General features: G+C 65.6%; 12 protein-coding genes and 1 tRNA gene. 1 reads left to right on the forward strand and 12 read right to left on the reverse strand.

Features of this window, described 5'->3' with window-relative positions:
• Positions 1–226: 226 nt before the first annotated feature.
• The 7 genes from AC1D14_RS02745 to AC1D14_RS02775 all read right to left on the reverse strand — a co-directional run bounded on the left by AC1D14_RS02745 (position 227) and on the right by AC1D14_RS02775 (position 10,095).
• Positions 227–2,971 (reverse strand): LuxR C-terminal-related transcriptional regulator, encoded by a 2,745-nt coding sequence (locus tag AC1D14_RS02745; RefSeq protein WP_476880942.1) that lies wholly within the window; start codon positions 2,969–2,971, stop codon positions 227–229.
• A complete protein-coding gene (locus AC1D14_RS02750; protein WP_476880943.1) occupies positions 2,949–5,687 on the reverse strand; it encodes a LuxR C-terminal-related transcriptional regulator in 2,739 nt (912 codons plus the stop codon). The genes AC1D14_RS02745 and AC1D14_RS02750 overlap by 23 nt, the downstream gene beginning before the upstream one ends.
• A 226-nt stretch (positions 5,688–5,913) precedes the next feature.
• The gene (pth, locus tag AC1D14_RS02755; RefSeq protein WP_230119841.1) at positions 5,914–6,498 is read right to left on the reverse strand and encodes an aminoacyl-tRNA hydrolase; all 585 of its coding nucleotides are present in this window, start codon (positions 6,496–6,498) and stop codon (positions 5,914–5,916) included.
• A gap of 100 nt (positions 6,499–6,598) precedes the next feature.
• Entirely contained in the window at positions 6,599–7,198 is a 600-nt protein-coding gene (locus AC1D14_RS02760) for a 50S ribosomal protein L25/general stress protein Ctc (RefSeq protein WP_230119842.1), read from the reverse strand.
• Positions 7,199–7,443: 245 nt separating this feature from the next.
• Positions 7,444–8,424 carry a ribose-phosphate diphosphokinase gene (locus AC1D14_RS02765; RefSeq protein ID WP_230119843.1) on the reverse strand — a complete coding sequence of 327 codons (981 nt, stop codon included), beginning with the start codon at positions 8,422–8,424 and terminating at the stop codon, positions 7,444–7,446.
• The gene (gene glmU, locus AC1D14_RS02770; protein WP_230119844.1) at positions 8,421–9,914 is read right to left on the reverse strand and encodes a bifunctional UDP-N-acetylglucosamine diphosphorylase/glucosamine-1-phosphate N-acetyltransferase GlmU; all 1,494 of its coding nucleotides are present in this window, start codon (positions 9,912–9,914) and stop codon (positions 8,421–8,423) included. The genes AC1D14_RS02765 and glmU overlap by 4 nt, the downstream gene beginning before the upstream one ends.
• A 109-nt stretch (positions 9,915–10,023) precedes the next feature.
• Positions 10,024–10,095 (reverse strand) — tRNA-Gln (locus AC1D14_RS02775).
• A 213-nt stretch (positions 10,096–10,308) separates the two neighbouring features.
• Here AC1D14_RS02775 and AC1D14_RS02780 point away from each other — a divergent pair.
• Complete coding sequence (locus AC1D14_RS02780) at positions 10,309–10,953, forward strand: TetR/AcrR family transcriptional regulator (protein WP_476968054.1); 645 nt, start codon at positions 10,309–10,311, stop codon at positions 10,951–10,953.
• Positions 10,954–11,289: 336 nt separating this feature from the next.
• On the opposite strand, the gene AC1D14_RS02785 is transcribed toward AC1D14_RS02780, so the two are convergent.
• From AC1D14_RS02785 to AC1D14_RS02805, 5 genes are all read right to left on the reverse strand, one after another.
• Positions 11,290–13,119 carry an ABC-F family ATP-binding cassette domain-containing protein gene (locus AC1D14_RS02785; protein WP_230119845.1) on the reverse strand — a complete coding sequence of 610 codons (1,830 nt, stop codon included), beginning with the start codon at positions 13,117–13,119 and terminating at the stop codon, positions 11,290–11,292.
• Between the two features lie 50 nt (positions 13,120–13,169).
• Positions 13,170–14,132: a 4-(cytidine 5'-diphospho)-2-C-methyl-D-erythritol kinase gene (locus AC1D14_RS02790; protein ID WP_230119846.1), complete on the reverse strand. Its 963-nt coding sequence runs from the start codon at positions 14,130–14,132 to the stop codon at positions 13,170–13,172.
• A gap of 97 nt (positions 14,133–14,229) precedes the next feature.
• Entirely contained in the window at positions 14,230–15,117 is an 888-nt protein-coding gene (rsmA, locus tag AC1D14_RS02795; RefSeq protein WP_230119847.1) for a 16S rRNA (adenine(1518)-N(6)/adenine(1519)-N(6))-dimethyltransferase RsmA, read from the reverse strand.
• A 111-nt stretch (positions 15,118–15,228) separates the two neighbouring features.
• Positions 15,229–16,395 (reverse strand): transglycosylase family protein, encoded by a 1,167-nt coding sequence (locus AC1D14_RS02800; RefSeq protein WP_476968023.1) that lies wholly within the window; start codon positions 16,393–16,395, stop codon positions 15,229–15,231.
• 289 nt (positions 16,396–16,684) lie between these two features.
• Positions 16,685–17,572, reverse strand: a complete 888-nt coding sequence (locus AC1D14_RS02805; RefSeq protein WP_230119849.1) for a TatD family hydrolase — start codon at positions 17,570–17,572, stop codon at positions 16,685–16,687.
• Between the last annotated feature and the right edge of the window lie 180 nt (positions 17,573–17,752).

Here is a 17,752-nt window from a genome sequence, read left to right on the forward strand (position 1 = left end):
CCTCCGCATTCCGCTGCCACTAATAGTTAATCGCGTACTGGAACCCACAGCACGAGTACCGAGTACTCGTTTTTTCAGGTACTCGACTACTGGTTTCCGCAGGTGGTCATGCTGGCGCGGAAAAGCTCAAGTTTCCCGGCGGGCACGGCATTAAAAACGGCGGCATTGAGCACGTACTTTTGGGAAGGGCTTACTTTTTGGGCAGCGCTTACTTCTTGGGAAGTGCTTACTTTTTGGGAAGGGCCAGGGCGAGCTCGTCCCGCCGGCGCACTCCAAGCTTGACGTAGCTTCGGTACAGATGCCCTTCAACAGTCCTGACCGACACCATCAGCTGCTGGGCGATTTCCCGGTCAGAGAGTCCTTGTACGGCCAGCTCCACGATGTCCCGCTCCCGGCGTGTCAGGTGGACGCTGGGCACCGAGGCAATGAAGGGACTCTCCCGGAACCGCTCACCAAGCTCCTGGTCACATTTCTCGCGGTGGGCCACTGCCTGCCGGGCGCGGCGCCGCTCCCCCGCAGCGTCCCAGATGGCGCCCGCCTGGGCATACGCCTCGCGGGCGAGGTTGATCAGGCCCGCCTCCTCCAGCCCGGCGGCGGTTTCCATGAGCACGTCTGCGTCCCCGGTGGCCCACGCCTGGGCTACCTGGTGCCAGCCTGCTGCCCAGCGGCCCTCGACGGCGTCCGCAAGTGATGCGAGCTCTTCAATTACCGAGCGGTCGCCAAGATCGGAACAAAGAATCAGGCACTCCATGCTGGTTCCCGGCTGCGCGGCGACCGGCGGTGACGCGGCCAGCTCACGAAGCTTGGCGAGGCCGCTGCCCTTGCGGTCCAGATATTCAGCCGCGGCGGCCGCGTACCCTTCGGCGAGCAGTTCGCACCCGGGTCCGCTGGCGTGCCTGGCGGCGATCAGATCCTGTTCGAGGCGCTGGGCCTGCGCTCCATCCCCCAGGCGCGCGGCGGCGTAGAAGGCGAGGGACGAACCGAACCGGAACTGCTGGAGCGGATCATTGACGCGCAGGGCTTCAACAGCTGGCAGGAGAATCCGGTAGGCCCGTTCCAGCTGTCCCTGGCGGAGGAAGCCCAGACCGCGCAGCACCTGGATGCCGCCGCCAAAAGTGGCTGCCCCCTCGTTCACCTCCGTGGGGTAGCTGGCCAGCTCATGTTCCGCCGCCTCCCAGTTACCGGCGGCGAGCGAAGCCGACACAAGGCGCGTCAGGACGAACTCATTGAAGAAGTACAGACCGTCCTGGAGCGCCGGCAAGGACGGCGCTGCGCCCAGGGCGGCGGTGTGCGCCTGGTGGGCCTGACCTGCAGACACCAGGGTCTGGGCGAGCAACGCGTGTGCCACGGCGTGAGTGGCTTCGGCCACAGTTGCCGTGCTGGGGTCTGCCCGGGCGCGCTGCAGGACCGTCTCACCCTGTTCGGCTGCCCCGGCCATCGCTTCTCCGGTTGAGGCTATAAGAGTCCTTATCCCCTCGTGATCGCCGGCATCGGCCATCTCAAGCAAATGGTGGATCCTGTCCTGCCAGGAAGCCGCGACCTCTTTCCCGGCGTCCGCGAGCTGGTGGCGGGATTCGGCCCGCAGCAACCCGGTGGATTTCCCCAGCGCGAGATGCGCCGACGCCCTGAGCATGAGAATGTGCGGGGCTTCGGGTTCCCCGGCCAGTTCCAGCCAGCAACCGTCCAGGAGAGTCGCAGCCTCCCGGTACTTGCCTTCGTTGAAGAGCGCCCTCGCGGTGATCGACTGTGCATGGGCCTGCAGTTCCGGCGCCCGGACATGCCCGGCCATGAGCCGCGCACCTGAGTTGTTGAACATCGTCACTGCCAGCAGGGCAGCGTCAAGCAGTTCGAGATCAGGCACTTCCAAACCGCATTCCAGCGACCACTCCACCATCCGCAGCCTGCCCTCGGCGCCTGCCGTCCGCGTGTCGAGGTAGTTGTCCAGTTTTTGCCGGAGCTGCAGGCTCCGGGAGACAGACACCTGGTGCCTCATGGATTCGCCGAGGATGGGGTGCCAAATCCGCAATTCCGTGTGCCGTCCGGTGGATTCGCGGACCATCTGGTGGTCCAGGAGGGACCGGACCACCGCGCCCCCGCACACATCTTCGATGAGGCTGCGGTGGACGGGCTCAGCCAAGGCGATGAGCCTCAACGCGTCCTGCTCTTCCGTGGTCCTGCGGAGGAGGTCTTTGATAACAACGTCGGAAAGCCTGGGGCCGTCAGCCGGAAGGAGGCCCAGGAGCAGCCAGATCCCGTTTCGCTTCGCCAGTATGCCCGCTTCGACCGCATCACCCAGCAGGCAGTTCAGGAGCAGGGGGTTGCCGCCGGAGGCAGACCACAAAGACTGCACCGTGCTGGCGGGGACTGTCCCGTGGAGTGTGTGCTCCACGACCTCCGTCACCTGGTCTCCGTTGAGCGGCCGCAGATCGATCCGCTCGGCCTGGCCGTCGTACCACAGCTGGTTCAGTGCCTGCGGCAGTCCGGGCCGCGGGCGCCCGGATGCCAGCACGCGGGCCCATCCCGCCGACATCATGTCGACCACCATGTTCGCGGTGGCTTCATCGAGGTGGTGGGCGTCATCGACTACCAGGAGCAAGGGCACGTCCTTGCCGGCCTTGAGTTCCTGGAAATAGGTCCAGACCGCCCTGAGCACTGCGACGGGCGAGTCTGCTTCTTCTGGAGGGAGGTCCGCCGTGTACGGGGCGAGCACGCCGTAGGGGACCTTGGCCAGCGATGAGCTCCCGTGGATCCGAAGGATTGTCATCTCAGTGCTCATCTCCTCGCTGACGGCGTCCGTCACGGAAGACTTCCCGATCCCCGGGCCGGCCATGAGGAACACAGCCTGGCTCGCACGGCTGCGGATGATGCTGCAGACGTGGTCTATTACTTCACGCCGCCCCGTAAGCTGCCGGTCGTCAGTCTCCGGTTCCGGTGTCTGTGGGCGGCCGTTAGACGAGTCCAGGCAGATCACCCCTGGACGTCACACCAAGCTTCGTGAAGACCTGGTACAGGTGCCCTTCCACTGTCCGCACGGAAACACCCATTTCCAGGGCGATGTCCCGGTTGGATACTCCCCGCCCGGCCAGGCGGGAGATCTGGCGCTCCCGTGCGGTCAGCAGCGGGCTGCCGCTGCTCGGGACGATCGGGAGACTGGGAACGGTGGCCGTGAGGGTGTCCAGCCGGGCCTGGGCGACGCGGGCCGACGCGGAGTCCCCGGAATGCCTCGCAAAGTCCACCGCGAGCGCTACGCACCGGGCTTCCACGGCATCCAGTTCGAGCTCTGCGGCCAGATGCGCGCCTTCCAAAAGCACCTTTGCGTCCTTGGTGCGGCTACCGACAGCGACGAGGCGGGAAATCTCGGCCAGCTTTCCCTGCCGGTGGCCCGCGACCTCCTCCATCAGGCGGAAGTCGTCGTCCGTACCGTTCACGGTGGCACCCAGCAGACTGATCCCGGCGAGGGTGTATCGCCCTGCCGCAATGTCGACGCGGGCTGAGTCCAGGAGCCGCCTCACGGCATCGGTGTCTCCCAGCCATCTCCCTGCCATGTCGGCGCAGAAATCCGTGATGTTCTGGGTGCGGAAATTACAGTGCCCGCGCGCCCCACGCAGCTTGTCAAGGTACTTGTGCGCCTGGCCTGCGTTGCCGATTTGTGCGTAGGCGAACGCCGTGGCGGCATAGGCCGCCTGGAGCATGTTCACGACCGGACGGAGTTCCAGCTGGGCCACGGCGGACAGCAGCGAATCCAGGGCGACGGCGCCGCGGCCCGAGTAGACGTACGCGATGCCGGTAACCAGCTCCATGGCGGACGTCCGGTGAGCCAGGCGTCGTTCCTCATGCCCTTTCGGCGGCCCGACGAGGTCCAGGCACCTCCGCCACTGGCCAGCCTGCAGCAGCACGTTGACCGCCGTCATGGCGAACCGCTCCCGCAGACCGGTCATGTGGCCCGAATCCGAGAGCTGGCCGCCTACCCTCCTCATCAGCTGAAGCGCGTCCATTTCCCTGCCGACAGCCGAAAGAACAGGCATCAGGATCAGGGCAGCCTGGATGCGGAACCCGGTGTCTTTGTTGAGCGCCGGATCGGCCGCTTCCTCCAGAGCCGCAACCATAGGTGCATAGTCGCCGATGAAGGAGCGGTACTCGAATTCCGCCAGCGTGATGACGTTCGCGGCAGCGCCCAGGGCATCAGGCCAAGTGCTCGCGGCGCCCGGAGCGACACCCAGACGCTGGCGCGCCTTGGCAATCTCATCCGGGACTTTGTCGCACTGCTCAGGCAGCCACACCATGACCCTGCACTTGGCGGCTACAATCCTGGCGAAGTCCTCTGCACCGAGCTGGTCCAGCTGCGCCTGGGAAATGTCGTCCAGGGCGTCCATGGCCTGCACGGGCAGATCCAGCAGCAGGTAGGCCGTCCCCTTGTGCTGCTGTCCCACCACCCACTCCGCGTCAGTCCTCTTAAGCCCGTCGACACAGCTGAGCGCAAAGCGGGGATCGAACATCTGTATGGCCGCTTCGGCGGCGGCCACAGCCATGGCAGGGCTAAGCTCGGCCTGGCACTCACGAGTCCAAGCGGCAAACTCAATGCGCTCTTCCAGACTTAGCTTCGAAAGCTCGGGTTCCGCTTCGCCCAGCAGTTGGCTCCGGAGCTCCCGCCTCCGCGCGATGCTCAACCAGGACCGGACAACGTCCCCAAGGTATTGCTCCCGCAGGGACACCCAGCGGGCCTCGGTGTCACCCACCTTGAGCAGTCCGGCATCCTCCATATCGGCCACGATTTCAGTGCCGTAGATGTCGGTCAACCGCGAGAGGGACACTCTGCGCGCGCAGGCCAGCATCTCCATGACCTCGCGGCTTTCCGGAGATTCCCGGGACCAGCGCGAGCGGACAATATCGTCCAGTCCCGTTGCACCGTCGAGGACGACCTTGTCCCGCAATGTCCATACAGAGTCAGACAGCACGAGGTTTCCGGACTGCTGCTGCTCCGTAACAAGTGCTTTGAGCAGCAGCGGATTGCCGCCCACGATGCTGTGGTATGTGCTCACCAGTGAGGCCGATACGCGGTGGCCCAGCAGGGTCAGCAGCACCTGCCGGGTCTGCAGTTCGTTCAGGTTTTCCAGCCGCACCTCAGTGAGACGGCGGTCTGTGAGCAGCCAATGGAAGTCTGCCGGCAGGTCGCTTGTACCTGGGGCGATCGCGATAACGCGTGCGGTGCGGGTCAGCATGATGTTCAGGAGGACACCGGCACTCATGTCGTCGATCATGCCCGTGGTGTCCAGGGTGATGATGCAGTCCCTGCCGGCGGCGTCGCTTCGGATGAGGGACGTGATGCCCTGGAGGATGGCGGTTGGCGATCCCATCGCCGATTGGGGAAGCCGCGCCAAGAGGAACGCCAGACACCCGTAGGAGGTCTGCGAGCCGGTCAGGGGACTGCGAAGCTGGAGCGCCCAGACATCAGGTCCGAGTTCTGCCACCGCGGTCCGGGCCAGCGACGATTTGCCCACGCCGCGGGAGCCGGTAATAACTACGCCCAGGGAATCAGGATCCGTCAGACCATTGCGGATGGCTTCAAGGTCTGCGCTGCGCGCCGGAACGGACCATCGTTGAAGGTCCGTTCCGCCAGTGGCAGCCGCGGGCCCGGCCAGCACGCCCGCTGTAGACCCACGTCCCCAGCTCAGTGGCTCATTTGACATGAACTTTTCCTTACATCCCGCTTTGCAGGATCAAGGCCCCATCGCCTCCCCCGCTTAGGTGAAAGACTACCCCGTCACCCCGGCCCTGAAACAGGGCAAACCATTCACATTTCGTCGAGATCCTTAATTGGCTGGCGGATTATCAAATTGTTTGGATTAATTCCCGACACGCGCGGCGGAAAGAGGCGTGAAAGCGCGTCTGCAGCAGTATGCTCGGCACCCGCCGTCAGGCGTTGGCCGAGTGGAAGCGCTGCTGGGCAGCGGTCAGTCCCTCCCGGACCAGCAGCTCCACTGCATCCGCAGCATCGTCGAGCAGGAAGGGCAGTTCCTTCTTTTCCGCCGGGGTGAAGTCGCGGAGCACGTAGTCCGCGGTGTCCATCCGTCCGGGCGGCCGGCCGACCCCAACCCGGACCCGAAGGTAGTCTTTGGTGGCGAGCGCCTTGGAGATGTCCCGGAGTCCGTTGTGGCCGCCTTCGCCACCCCCGATCTTGAGCTTCACAGTATTAAAGGGAATGTCGATTTCGTCGTGGACCGCCACAACCCGGGACAGGTCAACGTCGTAAAACCTGGCCAGGGCAGACACCGGTCCGCCGGAAACGTTCATGTAGGTGGCAGGTTTGGCCAGCACGAGGCGCGGTCCACCGATTCCCAACCGCCCCTCGAGGACCTGGGCGCGGGATTTGGAGGCCTTGAAGTTTCCGCCGATGCGCGCGGCGAGTTCATCGAGGACCATCTGGCCCACGTTGTGCCGGTTGCGGCTGTACTCGGGCCCGGGGTTTCCAAGGCCTGCGATGAGCCAGGTATCAGTCATGGATCAATCCTAGTGAGCGGGAACACCAGTGGCCGGGCCCAAACGGGGCCCGGCCACTGGTGCGATGCGGTAAACGCGGTACGCGAATAAGGAACCGTAATTACTCGGCTGCGGCCACGGAAGCCTGGGCGGTGGCTTCCTCGGAGGCCTCTTCCGAGGTAACTTCGGTGGCCTCGGAGATGTGGACGACGAGAGCGTCAGCGTCCGCAAGCAGAACCGAGCCCTTGGGCAGCACGAGGTCGGACGCGTGGATGTGCTGACCGGCGGAACGGCCTTCGATGTCGACCTCGATGCCGGTGGGCAGGTGGGTTGCCTCGGCCTCGAGGGAGATGACGGTCATCTCCTGGTTGTAAGCGTTGCCCGGAGCCAGTTCGCCGACGAGGTGAACGGGAACGTCAACGGTAACCTTCTCGCCCTGGCGGACGGTCAGGAGGTCGATGTGCTCGATGATCTGCCTGATGGGGTCGCGCTGGATGTCCTTGACGAGGGCGAGGTGGCCTTCACCGTTGATGTCCAGGGACAGCAGGGCGTTGGCGGTGCGCACGGCCAGCGTGGTGGCCTTGGCCGGAAGCGTGATGTGGATGGGCTCGGCGCCGTGGCCGTAGATGACGGCGGGAATCAGGCCGGCCATGCGGGCGCGGCGGGCAAAACCCTTGCCGAATTCGGTACGTACTTCTGCTGCGAGCTTCTGCTCAGACATGTGCATCTCCTGGAGGCTTTTCGGTGTTCAGCAAGGGCGGAGGTCTGAAGCGACCTTCAACGCCGGGCGCCTGTCGGCGGCCCTTCCAGAAGGGAGGTACAGACCCAGTCGATAACGGAGACCAGCAGTCCGGATGTCCGGAGGTGCTCTCCCTCGCCAAGGTATCGGGAAAATCCTACCAGCGTTGGGCCCGATTCCTGAAAACGGGCCCAACGCCGGCCCCACCAGCGCCCTAAGGCGGGAAGTCAGGCGTTGCCGTCGAACAGGCTGGTGACGGAACCGTCGTCGAACACTTCACGGATGGCGCGGGCAATCAAGGGTGCGATGGACAGTACGGTGAGCTCAGGGAAGCGCTTGTCGGCCGGGATGGGCAGCGTGTCGGTGACTACCACTTCGCGGGCGCCCGACTCGGACAGACGGCGGGCCGCGGGATCGGAGAACACAGCGTGGGTCGCCGCGATGATGACGTCCTTGGCCCCCGCGTTCTTCAGCACCTGGACAGCGCCGGAGATGGTTCCGCCGGTGTCGATCATGTCGTCGATCAGGACGCACGTGCGTCCTTCGATCTGCCCCACCACTGTCTTGGACACGGCCTGGTTCGGAACAGTGAGGTCACGGCTCTTGTGCACGAACGCGAGCGGCGCACCGCCGAGGCGCTCAGCCCACTGTTCGGCCACGCGGACGCGGCCGGTGTCCGGCGAGACAACTGTGATGTTGTCCGCGGCGACCCGCGTACGGATGTAGTCCGCAAGGAGCGGGATGGCCATGAGGTGGTCCACCGGTCCGTCGAAGAAGCCCTGGATCTGCGAGGTGTGCAGGTCCACACTCATGATGCGGTCAGCGCCGGCCGTCTTGTACAGGTCCGCCACCAGACGGGCCGAGATCGGTTCCCGGCCGCGACCCTTCTTGTCCTGGCGGGAGTACGGGTAAAACGGCGAAACCACTGTGATCCGTTTGGCGGACGCCCGCTTCAGCGAATCGATCATGATCAGCTGTTCCATGAGGTGGTTGTTCAGGGGTGCCGGGTGTGCCTGGATGACGAAGGCGTCGGTTCCGCGGACGCTTTCACCGGCGCGGACGTAGATCTCACCGTTGGCGAAATCGTAGGCGTCCACGGGCAGCAGCTCCGTGCCCAGCTCCTTGGCGATTTCCCGGGCAAGCTCCGGGTGCGCACGCCCTGCGGCGAGCACCAGCTTCTTTTCGCCGCGAGCCGTAATTTCGGTCATGGTTGCTTGCCCTCTTCTGTAGATGCCGGGGAAATTGAGGAGTCGTTACTGGCTTTGCCGGCTGCCGCCGCCAGGTCCGCGGAGAGCGAGCCAGGACGGTTGGCGGTAACCCAACCCTCGGCATTGCGCTGCGCGGCCATGGACAGCGCCAGGGCGCCTGCGGGAACGTCCTTGCGAATCACGGCACCGGCGCCGCTGTAGGCGCCGTCCCCCACCGTGACAGGAGCGACGAATACTGTATTGGAACCGGTGCGGACGCCCGAGCCGATCACCGTGCGGTGCTTCTTCTCGCCGTCGTAGTTGGCAGTGATGTTGCCGCAGCCGATGTTGGTGTCCTCGCCGATTTCGGCGTCACCGGCGTAGCCCAGGTGGGACAGCTTGGAGCCGCGGCCAATGGTGACGTTTTTCGTCTCGTAGAAGGCGCCGATCTTGCCGGTCTCCCCCAGGACAGTGCCGGGGCGCAGGTAAGTGAACGGACCCACAGTGGCCGCCGCGCCGATGACCGCACCGGAACCGTGCGTGCGGGTCACTTTGGCTCCCTCGCCGATGCGGACATCGGTCAGCGTGGAGTCTGGGCCGACGACGGCGTCCCTCGCCACGGTGGTGCTGCCGTGCAGCTGCGTGTTGGGCAGGATCCGGACGTCCTCAGCCAGGGTGACGGTGGAATCGATCCAGGTTGTGGCGGGATCCACCACCGTGACGCCGGAGCGCATCCATGCTTCCACGATGCGGCGGTTGTGCTCTGCGCCGAGGGCCGCAAGCTGCACACGGTCATTGGCGCCTTCGACCTGCCAGCGATCGGCGGTGACCACCGCGGCAACCCTGCCGCCGGCCTTGCGGGCCAGCCCGAGGACGTCGGTCAGGTACTTCTCGCCCTGCGAGTTGTCGGTAGTGACGTGCCGGAGGGCGTCCCGCAGCACTGCTGCGTCGAAGGCGTAGATTCCGGAGTTAATTTCACGGATTTCGCGCTCGGAGTCGGAGGCATCCTTGTGCTCGCGGATGCCGGTCACCGTTCCGTCGGCTCCGCGCAGGATGCGGCCGTAGCCCGTGGCATCATCGAGCAGCGCGGTCAGGACCGTGATGGCGTTGCCTTCGGACTCGTGGGTTGAAACAAGTTCGGCGAGCATCTCGCCGGTAAGCAGCGGCACGTCGCCGTAGGTCACCACAACGGTTCCCGCGACAGGGGCGGCAGCATCCAGGGCCTCCAGCGCGACTTCGACGGCCCGTCCGGTGCCGGGAACCTCGTCCTGGTCGACGATCAGGGCGCTCGGGTCCAGCTCTGCGAGGTGGGCGGCCACACGGTCCCGCTCGTGACGGACCACGAGGGCCAGCCGCTGCGGGCTGATGCTGCGCGCGGCCAGCAGTGCGTGTCCCACCATCGAACGGCCGCCGATTTCGTGGAGAATCTTGGGGGTACGGGACTTCATCCGGGTACCGGCACCTGCAGCTAAGACGATTACGGCGGCTGGGCCGGACTTCTCGGGGCTCACGTACAGGCTCTCCTTGGTCGATTGCGCGGTACTACATGCGCGGCGTCGTCCGAGCCTGTGCCCGGAGCCGGCAACAGGCTTATCCTACTGGACACCTCTGATGCAGCAGTTCCGCCCATAGGATTCGAACCTATACTCCACGGCTCCAAAGGCCGGGGTGCTGCCATTACACCAGGGCGGATCATGCCAGGCACGAAGCCAAGGCACGAGAACCAATTCTGCCACGAACGCCGAGGCTCGTGCGACCTCGGCCAACGCGTGCCGCCAGCCCCGTCAAAGAGGCGGCCTGCACAGCGGGCAGCACCCGCCCAGGACCACCAGCGTCCGTGTTGGCGTAAGGCATGATTGGACGGTGAGCAACAGCACAGTGACAGCCGAGGGCGCGGGGAACCCGATGGCGAAGGCGGATGCCGCTCCGGCGCGCATCCCGCGGTCCCGGATGACCGGACCCCAACGGCGTTCCCAGCTGGTCGACGTGGGGCGCGGACTGTTCGCGCTGCGTGGCCTCGACGGCACCACGATCGAGGAAATCGCCGCTGCCGCAGGTGTCTCCAAGCCGGTGATCTATGAGCACTTCGGCTCGAAGGAAGGTCTGTACACCCAGGTGGTGGAGTTTGAGTTCAGGATCCTGCTGGCCTCCATCAACGACGCCCTCGCCGACGAAGCCAAGCCCCGGGTCCTGGTGGAACGTGCTGCCTTGGCGTTGCTGACGTACATCGAGGACCGCACCGACGGCTTCCGCATCCTCATGCGCGACGCTCCCCCGTCGCAGCCGGAAGGCGCCTTTTCCACCCTGCTGTCCCACATTACGGAGCGCGTGGAGCACATCCTGTCCGACGAATTCGCCCGCCGCGGATTCAGCGCCGCCGACGGCGCCATGTACGCCCAGATGCTGGTGGGCATGGTCGCCATGACCGGCCAATGGTGGCAGGACGGCCGGCGGCCCGACAAACACGCTGTGGCTGCGCACCTCGTGAACCTCGCTTGGAACGGCCTGACCGGCCTCAAGAAGGAACCCGAGCTGCGCAGCGAGCCGTGAGCCTTCGCCGTGGTCACCTCCGCGCTGCAGCGGCCCTTCGCCGTCGCTTAGACACGAGCCATAGGGGCCCAACGGTCGCTGAGCGACCTTGAGGGCCCGATGGCTCGCGATGCGCTCCTACGCGAAGGTCCCCCGCACCACTATTGCCGATCGTTCCGTTCGGGGACGTCCGGTGAGTTGGACGCTTAACGGCCGAACGGCGGTTCTTCCGAAAGGAGCGCATCGCAGGGCATCGGGACGTGGAGGTCGCCCAGCGACCGAAGCGTCCCTTTTGCCCTGTGTCTAAGCGACGCGGAAGGGCCGCCGTCCGGCGCCCAAGCTGCACCCCGCCCGGAGCTACTCCCCCAGGACTTCGAGCGCCTCGAGCCATTCGAGCTCCAGGGCTTCGCGGTCTGCGGAGAGGTCTTTGAGCTTTTTGTTCAGTTCCGCGAGCTGACCGACGGCGGAGGGGTCCGCGGAAGCCGTCGTCATCTGGGCGTGGATTTTTTCTTCCTGCTGGGTGATCTTGCCCAGCTGCCGTTCGATGCGGTTCTTGGCCTTGCGGGCGTCGCGCTTTTCGGCTTCCGAAGCTCCCGAGACGGCCTGGGCCGGGGCGGAGCTGGCCGACGTGACAGGGTTTCCGCCGCCGGTGACCGTGGAACCGGCGAGGGCGGACTCGCGGAGTTCGAGGTACTGGTCCACTCCGCGCGGCAGGGCACGGATCTTGCCGTCGCCCAGCAGGGCCATCTGGTGGTCCGTGACTCGCTCCAGCAGGTAGCGGTCGTGGCTGACGACGACGAGCGTGCCGGGCCAGCCGTCGAGCACGTCTTCGACGGCGGCGAGGGTGTCGGTGTCGAGGTCGTTGGTCGGTTCGTCCAGCATCAGCACGTTCGGCTCCCCCACCAGCAGCCGCAGGAGCTGGAGGCGCCGGCGTTCGCCACCGGAGAGGTCCTTGACCGGGGTCCATTGCTTCTCGTTGGTGAAACCGAGCTGCTCCACAAGCTGGCCGGCGGTGAATTCCTTGCCGCCGACGTTGAAGGAGCGTTTTTCGCGCTCGATCACTTCGATCACGCGCAGGTCCGAGACGTCGTCGAGCTCCTTGACTTCCTGGGTGAGGACCGCGGTGACGACCGTCTTGCCGCGTTTGACCTTCCCGGAGCTGGGCTGGATCTCGCCGTTGAGCAGTTTCAGCAGGGTGGTCTTGCCGGCCCCGTTGACGCCCACGAGCCCCAGCCGCTCACCCGGCGCGAGGCGGAGGGTGATGTTGTCGAACAGCTTCTGGCCGGCGTCGCCGCCCAGAAAATCCAGTGACACGTGTTCAAGGTCCAGGACGTCCTTGCCAAGGCGCGCCGTGGCCATCTTACTCAGCGCCGTCGAATCACGCGGTTCGGGCACGTCCGCAATCAGGGCGTTGGCGGCCTCGATCCGGAACTTGGGCTTGGCCGTGCGGGCCGGGGCGCCCCTGCGGAGCCAGGCCAGTTCCTTCTTGACGAGCTGCTGGCGTTTGCTTTCCACCACCGATGCGGAGCGGTCGCGCTCGGCGCGGGCCAGCACGTAGGCGGCGTAACCGCCGTCGAACGGGTCCATGATGCCGTCGTGGATTTCCCACGTCTTGGTGCAGACTTCGTCGAGGAACCAGCGGTCGTGGGTGACCACGAGGAACGCGCCCTGGTTCGCCCGCCACCGGGTCTTCAGGTGCCGGGACAGCCATGCGACGCCTTCGACGTCGAGGTGGTTCGTGGGCTCGTCAAGCATGATGACGTCGTGGTCCTCGATGAGGAGCTTCGCCAGCGCCACGCGCCGTTTCTGGCCGCCGGAGAGCGCGTGGACGTTGGCGTGCCAGTCGACGTCCGACACGAGCCCGCCCATGACCTCGCGGATCTGCGGGTTGCGGGCCCATTCGTAGTCCGCCTGGTCGCCGACGATGGCGGCACCGACCGTGAGGTCGCCGTCGAGCACGTCGCTTTGATCCAGGTAGCCGATGTTGACGTCCCCACGCTTGGTGACCCGGCCGGAATCAGGCGTGGACCGCAGCGCCAGCAGGCGCATGAGCGTGGACTTGCCGTCGCCGTTCCGGCCCACCATGCCGATCCGGTCGCCCTCCTCGAGTCCGAGAGTTACGCCATCGAGAACGGTGCGGGTTGCGTACGAGACCATGAGGTTCTCGCCGCCGAGCAGGTGTGCCACTGGGAACTGCTTTCTTCTGCAAACGGGGGGGTCAGAAAGTTGGAAGGGTATTAAAGGAGGGTATCGGAGATGATGCGGGCACCGGGAACGGGTCCATGGACGGCCAACGCCGTGAGGCCCTTGTGCTGCAGCTCCTCGGCGAGTCCCTCGGCAGCCTCCGGGTTGTGCGCCAGGAGGGCGATGGTGGGGCCGGAGCCCGAAACGATCCCTGCGATGGCTCCGCAGGACTCCCCCAGGCCGAGGGTGTCGCGGAGGCTGGGCGCGAGTTCGATGGAGGCCCGCTGGAGGTCGTTGACAAGCACCCGGCTCAGTGCATCGGGGTCACCGCTGCGCAGGGCCTGCAGGATCTTCGGATCCACCGCCGTGGGTTCATCGATCTCCACCCCTTCGGCGTCCCGCAACCGGTCCAGTGTCCGGAACACCTCCGGCGTCGAAAGCCCGAACTCTGCAGTGACCAGGACCCAGTCCATCTGCGCCCTGGCCAGGGCCGGGGAGAGGTCGTCTCCCACGCCAAGTCCCACGGCCGTGCCTCCGAGCAGCGCAAAGGGGACGTCCGCCCCCAGCTCCGCGGCCAGATGGGCAAGCTCATCCCGGGACAGTCCGCTGTTCCACAGCGCGTCGCAGGCCAGCAGCGTGGCCGCGGCGTCGGCGGATCCGCCGCCCATGCCGCCGGCAACCGGCACGCGCTTGGTGATTTCCAGGTGCACTCCGGTGGAGTGCTCGGACACTTCGGCCATGATGGCGGCAGCCTTGTAGGCCAGATTGTGTTCGTCGAGCGGGATGTCCACGCCGTCGAGGTCAAGTGTGCTGGCGGGGCTGATGCTCACGGTGATGCCGTCATTGGCGGTGCTGGTGGCGGCCACTTCCTCATACAGCGAGACGGCCAGGTACACGCTGGCCACGGAATGATACCCGTCCGCCCGTAAGGGCCCCACGTCCAGCGAGACGTTCACTTTGCCCGGAGCTTTGACCCGGACGGTCCTTGCCGCAAAGCGCCCTCTCACTGCGTTCATGACTCCAAGCTAGGGCATGGCGACGCCCGGCTCCAAGAAGGACGCGGCCTCCTGGCGTCACCCAGGGACGCTGTCGCCGGCCGCTTGCCCCGGCCGGTCAAGCGTCCGCGGCCTGGCGGGCCTCGGCGATCCGGGCGAAAGCGGCAATGTCGATGACCTCACCGCGGGCCGTGGGGTCCACCCCGGCCGCGACGAGGCAGCGCTCCGCCTCGGCCGCACTGCCGGCCCACCCGGCCAGGGCCGCGCGAAGGGTTTTCCTGCGCTGGGCAAAGGCCGCATCGATCACGGCAAAGACGCGCTCCCGGCTGGCGGTGGTGGCCGGTGGCTCCCGGCGGGTAAAGGCCACGAGCCCCGACTGGATCTTGGGGGCCGGCCAGAACACGTTCATGCCGATCACTCCGGCCTTGCGCATGGTGCTGTACCACGCGGCCTTGACGGACGGCACACCGTAAATTTTGGAACCGGGACCGGCGGCAAGACGGTCCGCCACCTCGTCCTGAACCATTACCAGACCATGACGGATCGATGGGAAATGCTGCAGGAGGTGAAGGACTACGGGAACAGCGACGTTGTACGGAAGGTTCGCCACGAGCGACGTGGGCTCCACCGGGAGCTCGGTGACCTTCATGGCGTCGGCGCGCACGAGGTGGAATTCGCTGGCAGCCTCCGGCCTCCACTGCCTGACAGTTTCAGGCAGCTTGGCCGCCAGCACAGGATCAATTTCGACGGCGACAACGGACTTCGCGGCATCCAGCAGCCCCAGCGTCAGCGAACCGAGACCAGGCCCGATTTCGAGGACCGTTTCGTCCGGCCCGACGCCCGCTGCCGCCACAATCCTGCGGATCGTGTTGCCGTCGATGACAAAGTTCTGGCCCAGCGTCTTCGTGGGACGGACGCCGATTTCCTCGGCCAGCCTGCGGATATCTGACGCACCAAACAGAGGAGCAGGCGCGGTACCGGGGGCGGAAGGAGTCGGGTCAGTCACCTAGGTATCCTATCCCGCGGCGGGTGCCGCCGCGGTTCGGCAGCTGGCAGGCCACGAAAGGCCGGGCCCGGAGACTCCGGACCCGGCCTTTCGTGGCCTCAGCGGCCGTGGTCAGCTGCCGGCTGCCCAGCCGCAGCCCCACGGCGAGAGGCCGCGCTCTGCATAGACGCGGTTGGCGACGTCGATCTGCTGCGCCTTCGAGGCCTGGCTGGCGTTCGGGGCGTAGGCTCCGCCGCCGGCGCCGATCCAGGTCTGGATGTCGAACTGCAGGCCGCCGTAGTAACCGTTGCCGTTGTTGATCGACCAGTTGCCGGTCGATTCGCACTGCGCGATCTTGTCCCACATGGCTTCATTCATCATGGCGGGGGCCGCCGCACCAGAGTTGGCGGCTTCCGTCTTCGCGGCGGCTGCGGGCTTGGGCTTCTCCTTGGTGCCCACGGTGATCTTTTCCGTTACCGGCTCAAGAGTTGCCGTCGTGGAGACAAGCGTGCGGGAGGCTTCGCGGCCATCGACCAGCACGAGCTTGAACTTCTTCGTCACGGTCCCGGGAACGCCCTCCTGCGTGACTTCCTCTTCGCCCTTGAGAACGTCGGCGCTTTCCACGGTCAGCGTCTTGAAGGCAACTTCTTCGGTGACGGTGGCGGTCTTGCTGGTGTCCACTCTGGAAACCTTAATCACCATGTTGTTGACCACGTGCGCGTTGGCCGGCTGGGAGGTGCGGTCTGCGGCTGCCAGCCTCACGCCGGCGTCCTTGAGCACCTCTCCAACGTTAGTGGCCGTGGTGGTGGTCTTGGCGGCCTTGCCGTCGGCAAGGATACTCACCGTCTTCGGCGTGGAGATGGCGACAAAGGAGCCGTCAACGGACAGGTGGGCGCTCTTCGGAACCGAAAGTTCGGAAGCACTGGCCACCCCGAGCTGGGTTACGAGTCCGGCAACGTCCGGGGCAGTGGTGCTGACAGTCTTTTCAGCGCCGTCCAGGCTCACTTTCACTGCCTTGGCCAGGTTGACGTTGATCACCGAGCCGTTCTCAACGTGCGCCTCCGGCGACGGTGACACGCGGTCGGCGGCGTGCAGCTCCACCTGGGCGCCCCTGACCACCTGGGCCACGGTGCCGCCAAACGTCTGAACGGAACTCACTTTGCCGTCAACGTTCAGGGTGACTGTTTTGTTGTTGCCCACAAAGGCAACCAGCCCCAGCACGAGCGCCGAGAGCACCACCATTTGGGCGGCTACCTTGACGAAACTGAACTTGCCGTCCGACGTGAAGAACTTGATCACGATTGCCCGTATCTTTTGAACCATCCGGGCACGGGGAAAAACGCACAGAGCTCTCCGCGGCAGTCACCCCAAGGGTGGATCCGGACAGGCCGGAGGTCTGCAGCAGGCATGTGCGCCGCCACACTCACAGGGCAGGGCACCAGAGGCGCCCTGCCTGAAAAGTGAGTGACATCATCCGGAGGCCTTCCCCGACCCCGGCTAATAGTTCTTCACTGTAATCGATCCGTTATAAAGCGGCCAAATTATCACATACCGCGTATGCAGAAGGGGGCTTCTTCAGGCCGAGCGGTCAGTCCCAGGATCCATATGCCCTCAGGGTATTGGCGCTGATTTGACTGCACAGGCCGGCGAGGTCCGAATCTGTCAATTCGGCCATGGCCCGCACTGTGTAGGGGACCATGTAGCTCGCGTTGGGCCGTCCCCGGTGCGGGTGCGGGGTGAGGAAGGGCGAGTCGGTTTCGACCAGGACGAGTTCGGGATCCGCAGCAGCCAGTGAAGCCCTGAGGTTTCCCGCATTCTTAAAGGTGAGCGTTCCGGCGAAGGACATGAACCACCCTTCCGTGTTGCAGATCCTGGCCAGGTCTTCGTCGCCGGAGTAACAGTGGAACACCACCCGGTCCGGGGTGCCCTCTTCCCGCAGGACCTGCACGACGTCCTCGTGGGCGTCCCTGTCATGGATCTGCAGGGTCAGGTCCAGCCGTTTGGCAATGTCGATATGCCGCCGGAACGAATAGCGCTGGTGGACCAGCCCCTCTCCCTCGGTGCGGAAGAAGTCCAGACCGGTTTCCCCAATCGCCCGGATCCGGGGATGGGAGGCGAGATCCTCGATCTCCCGCAGCGCAGCCTCCAACTCACCCCGCCGGGCATACTCGGGGGCATCGTTAGGGTGGATCGCCACGGCACCGAGCAACCGGGCATCCATGTCAACGGCACGAACCGTGAACCTGGAGGATTCCAGGTCGGTGCCAACCTGCACGGCACCGCGGACCCCTACCGCCTCGGCGGCGTCCAGGGCAGCGCCGACCTCTACCTGGATGTCGGCGCCTGGGAAGTCGAGATGCGTGTGGTTGTCCATCACGGGAACGGGCAGGGGCGCGGGCGCAGGCGGGTAGCCCTGCTTGCCGGAACCGTCGCTGCCGGGCTCGCGATAGGGGCGGGGAGTCAGGGAGTTACACATCCCTCCAGCCTAGCTGCGGCGGACGTAAGCCCGCGGAAGAGCCGAGGCGGCCCCGGGCCGTCCAGGCAGCGGGTGCAGATTTACCCGGAACTCTCTGTCAGGTACGGCAGTTGTGTTAGTACGCTGGTACGGACAGATGTTAACGCCCAAGACGGGCAACGGCAGACTTCCGCCGCTCCG

The organism is Arthrobacter sp. P1_B11 (assembly GCF_056406715.1).

What these genes read in the sequence shown, in the direction of transcription:
- AC1D14_RS02805 (WP_230119849.1), bottom strand. Translation starts at nt 17,572, where the DNA reads ATGTGTAACTCCCTGACTCCCCGCCCCTATCGCGAGCCCGGCAGCGAC.
- AC1D14_RS02790 (WP_230119846.1), bottom strand. Translation starts at nt 14,132, where the DNA reads ATGAACGCAGTGAGAGGGCGCTTTGCGGCAAGGACCGTCCGGGTCAAA.
- pth (WP_230119841.1), bottom strand. Translation starts at nt 6,498, where the DNA reads ATGACTGATACCTGGCTCATCGCAGGCCTTGGAAACCCCGGGCCCGAG.
- AC1D14_RS02765 (WP_230119843.1), bottom strand. Translation starts at nt 8,424, where the DNA reads ATGACCGAAATTACGGCTCGCGGCGAAAAGAAGCTGGTGCTCGCCGCA.
- AC1D14_RS02750 (WP_476880943.1), bottom strand. Translation starts at nt 5,687, where the DNA reads ATGTCAAATGAGCCACTGAGCTGGGGACGTGGGTCTACAGCGGGCGTG.
- AC1D14_RS02780 (WP_476968054.1), top strand. Translation starts at nt 10,309, where the DNA reads ATGGCGAAGGCGGATGCCGCTCCGGCGCGCATCCCGCGGTCCCGGATG.
- AC1D14_RS02760 (WP_230119842.1), bottom strand. Translation starts at nt 7,198, where the DNA reads ATGTCTGAGCAGAAGCTCGCAGCAGAAGTACGTACCGAATTCGGCAAG.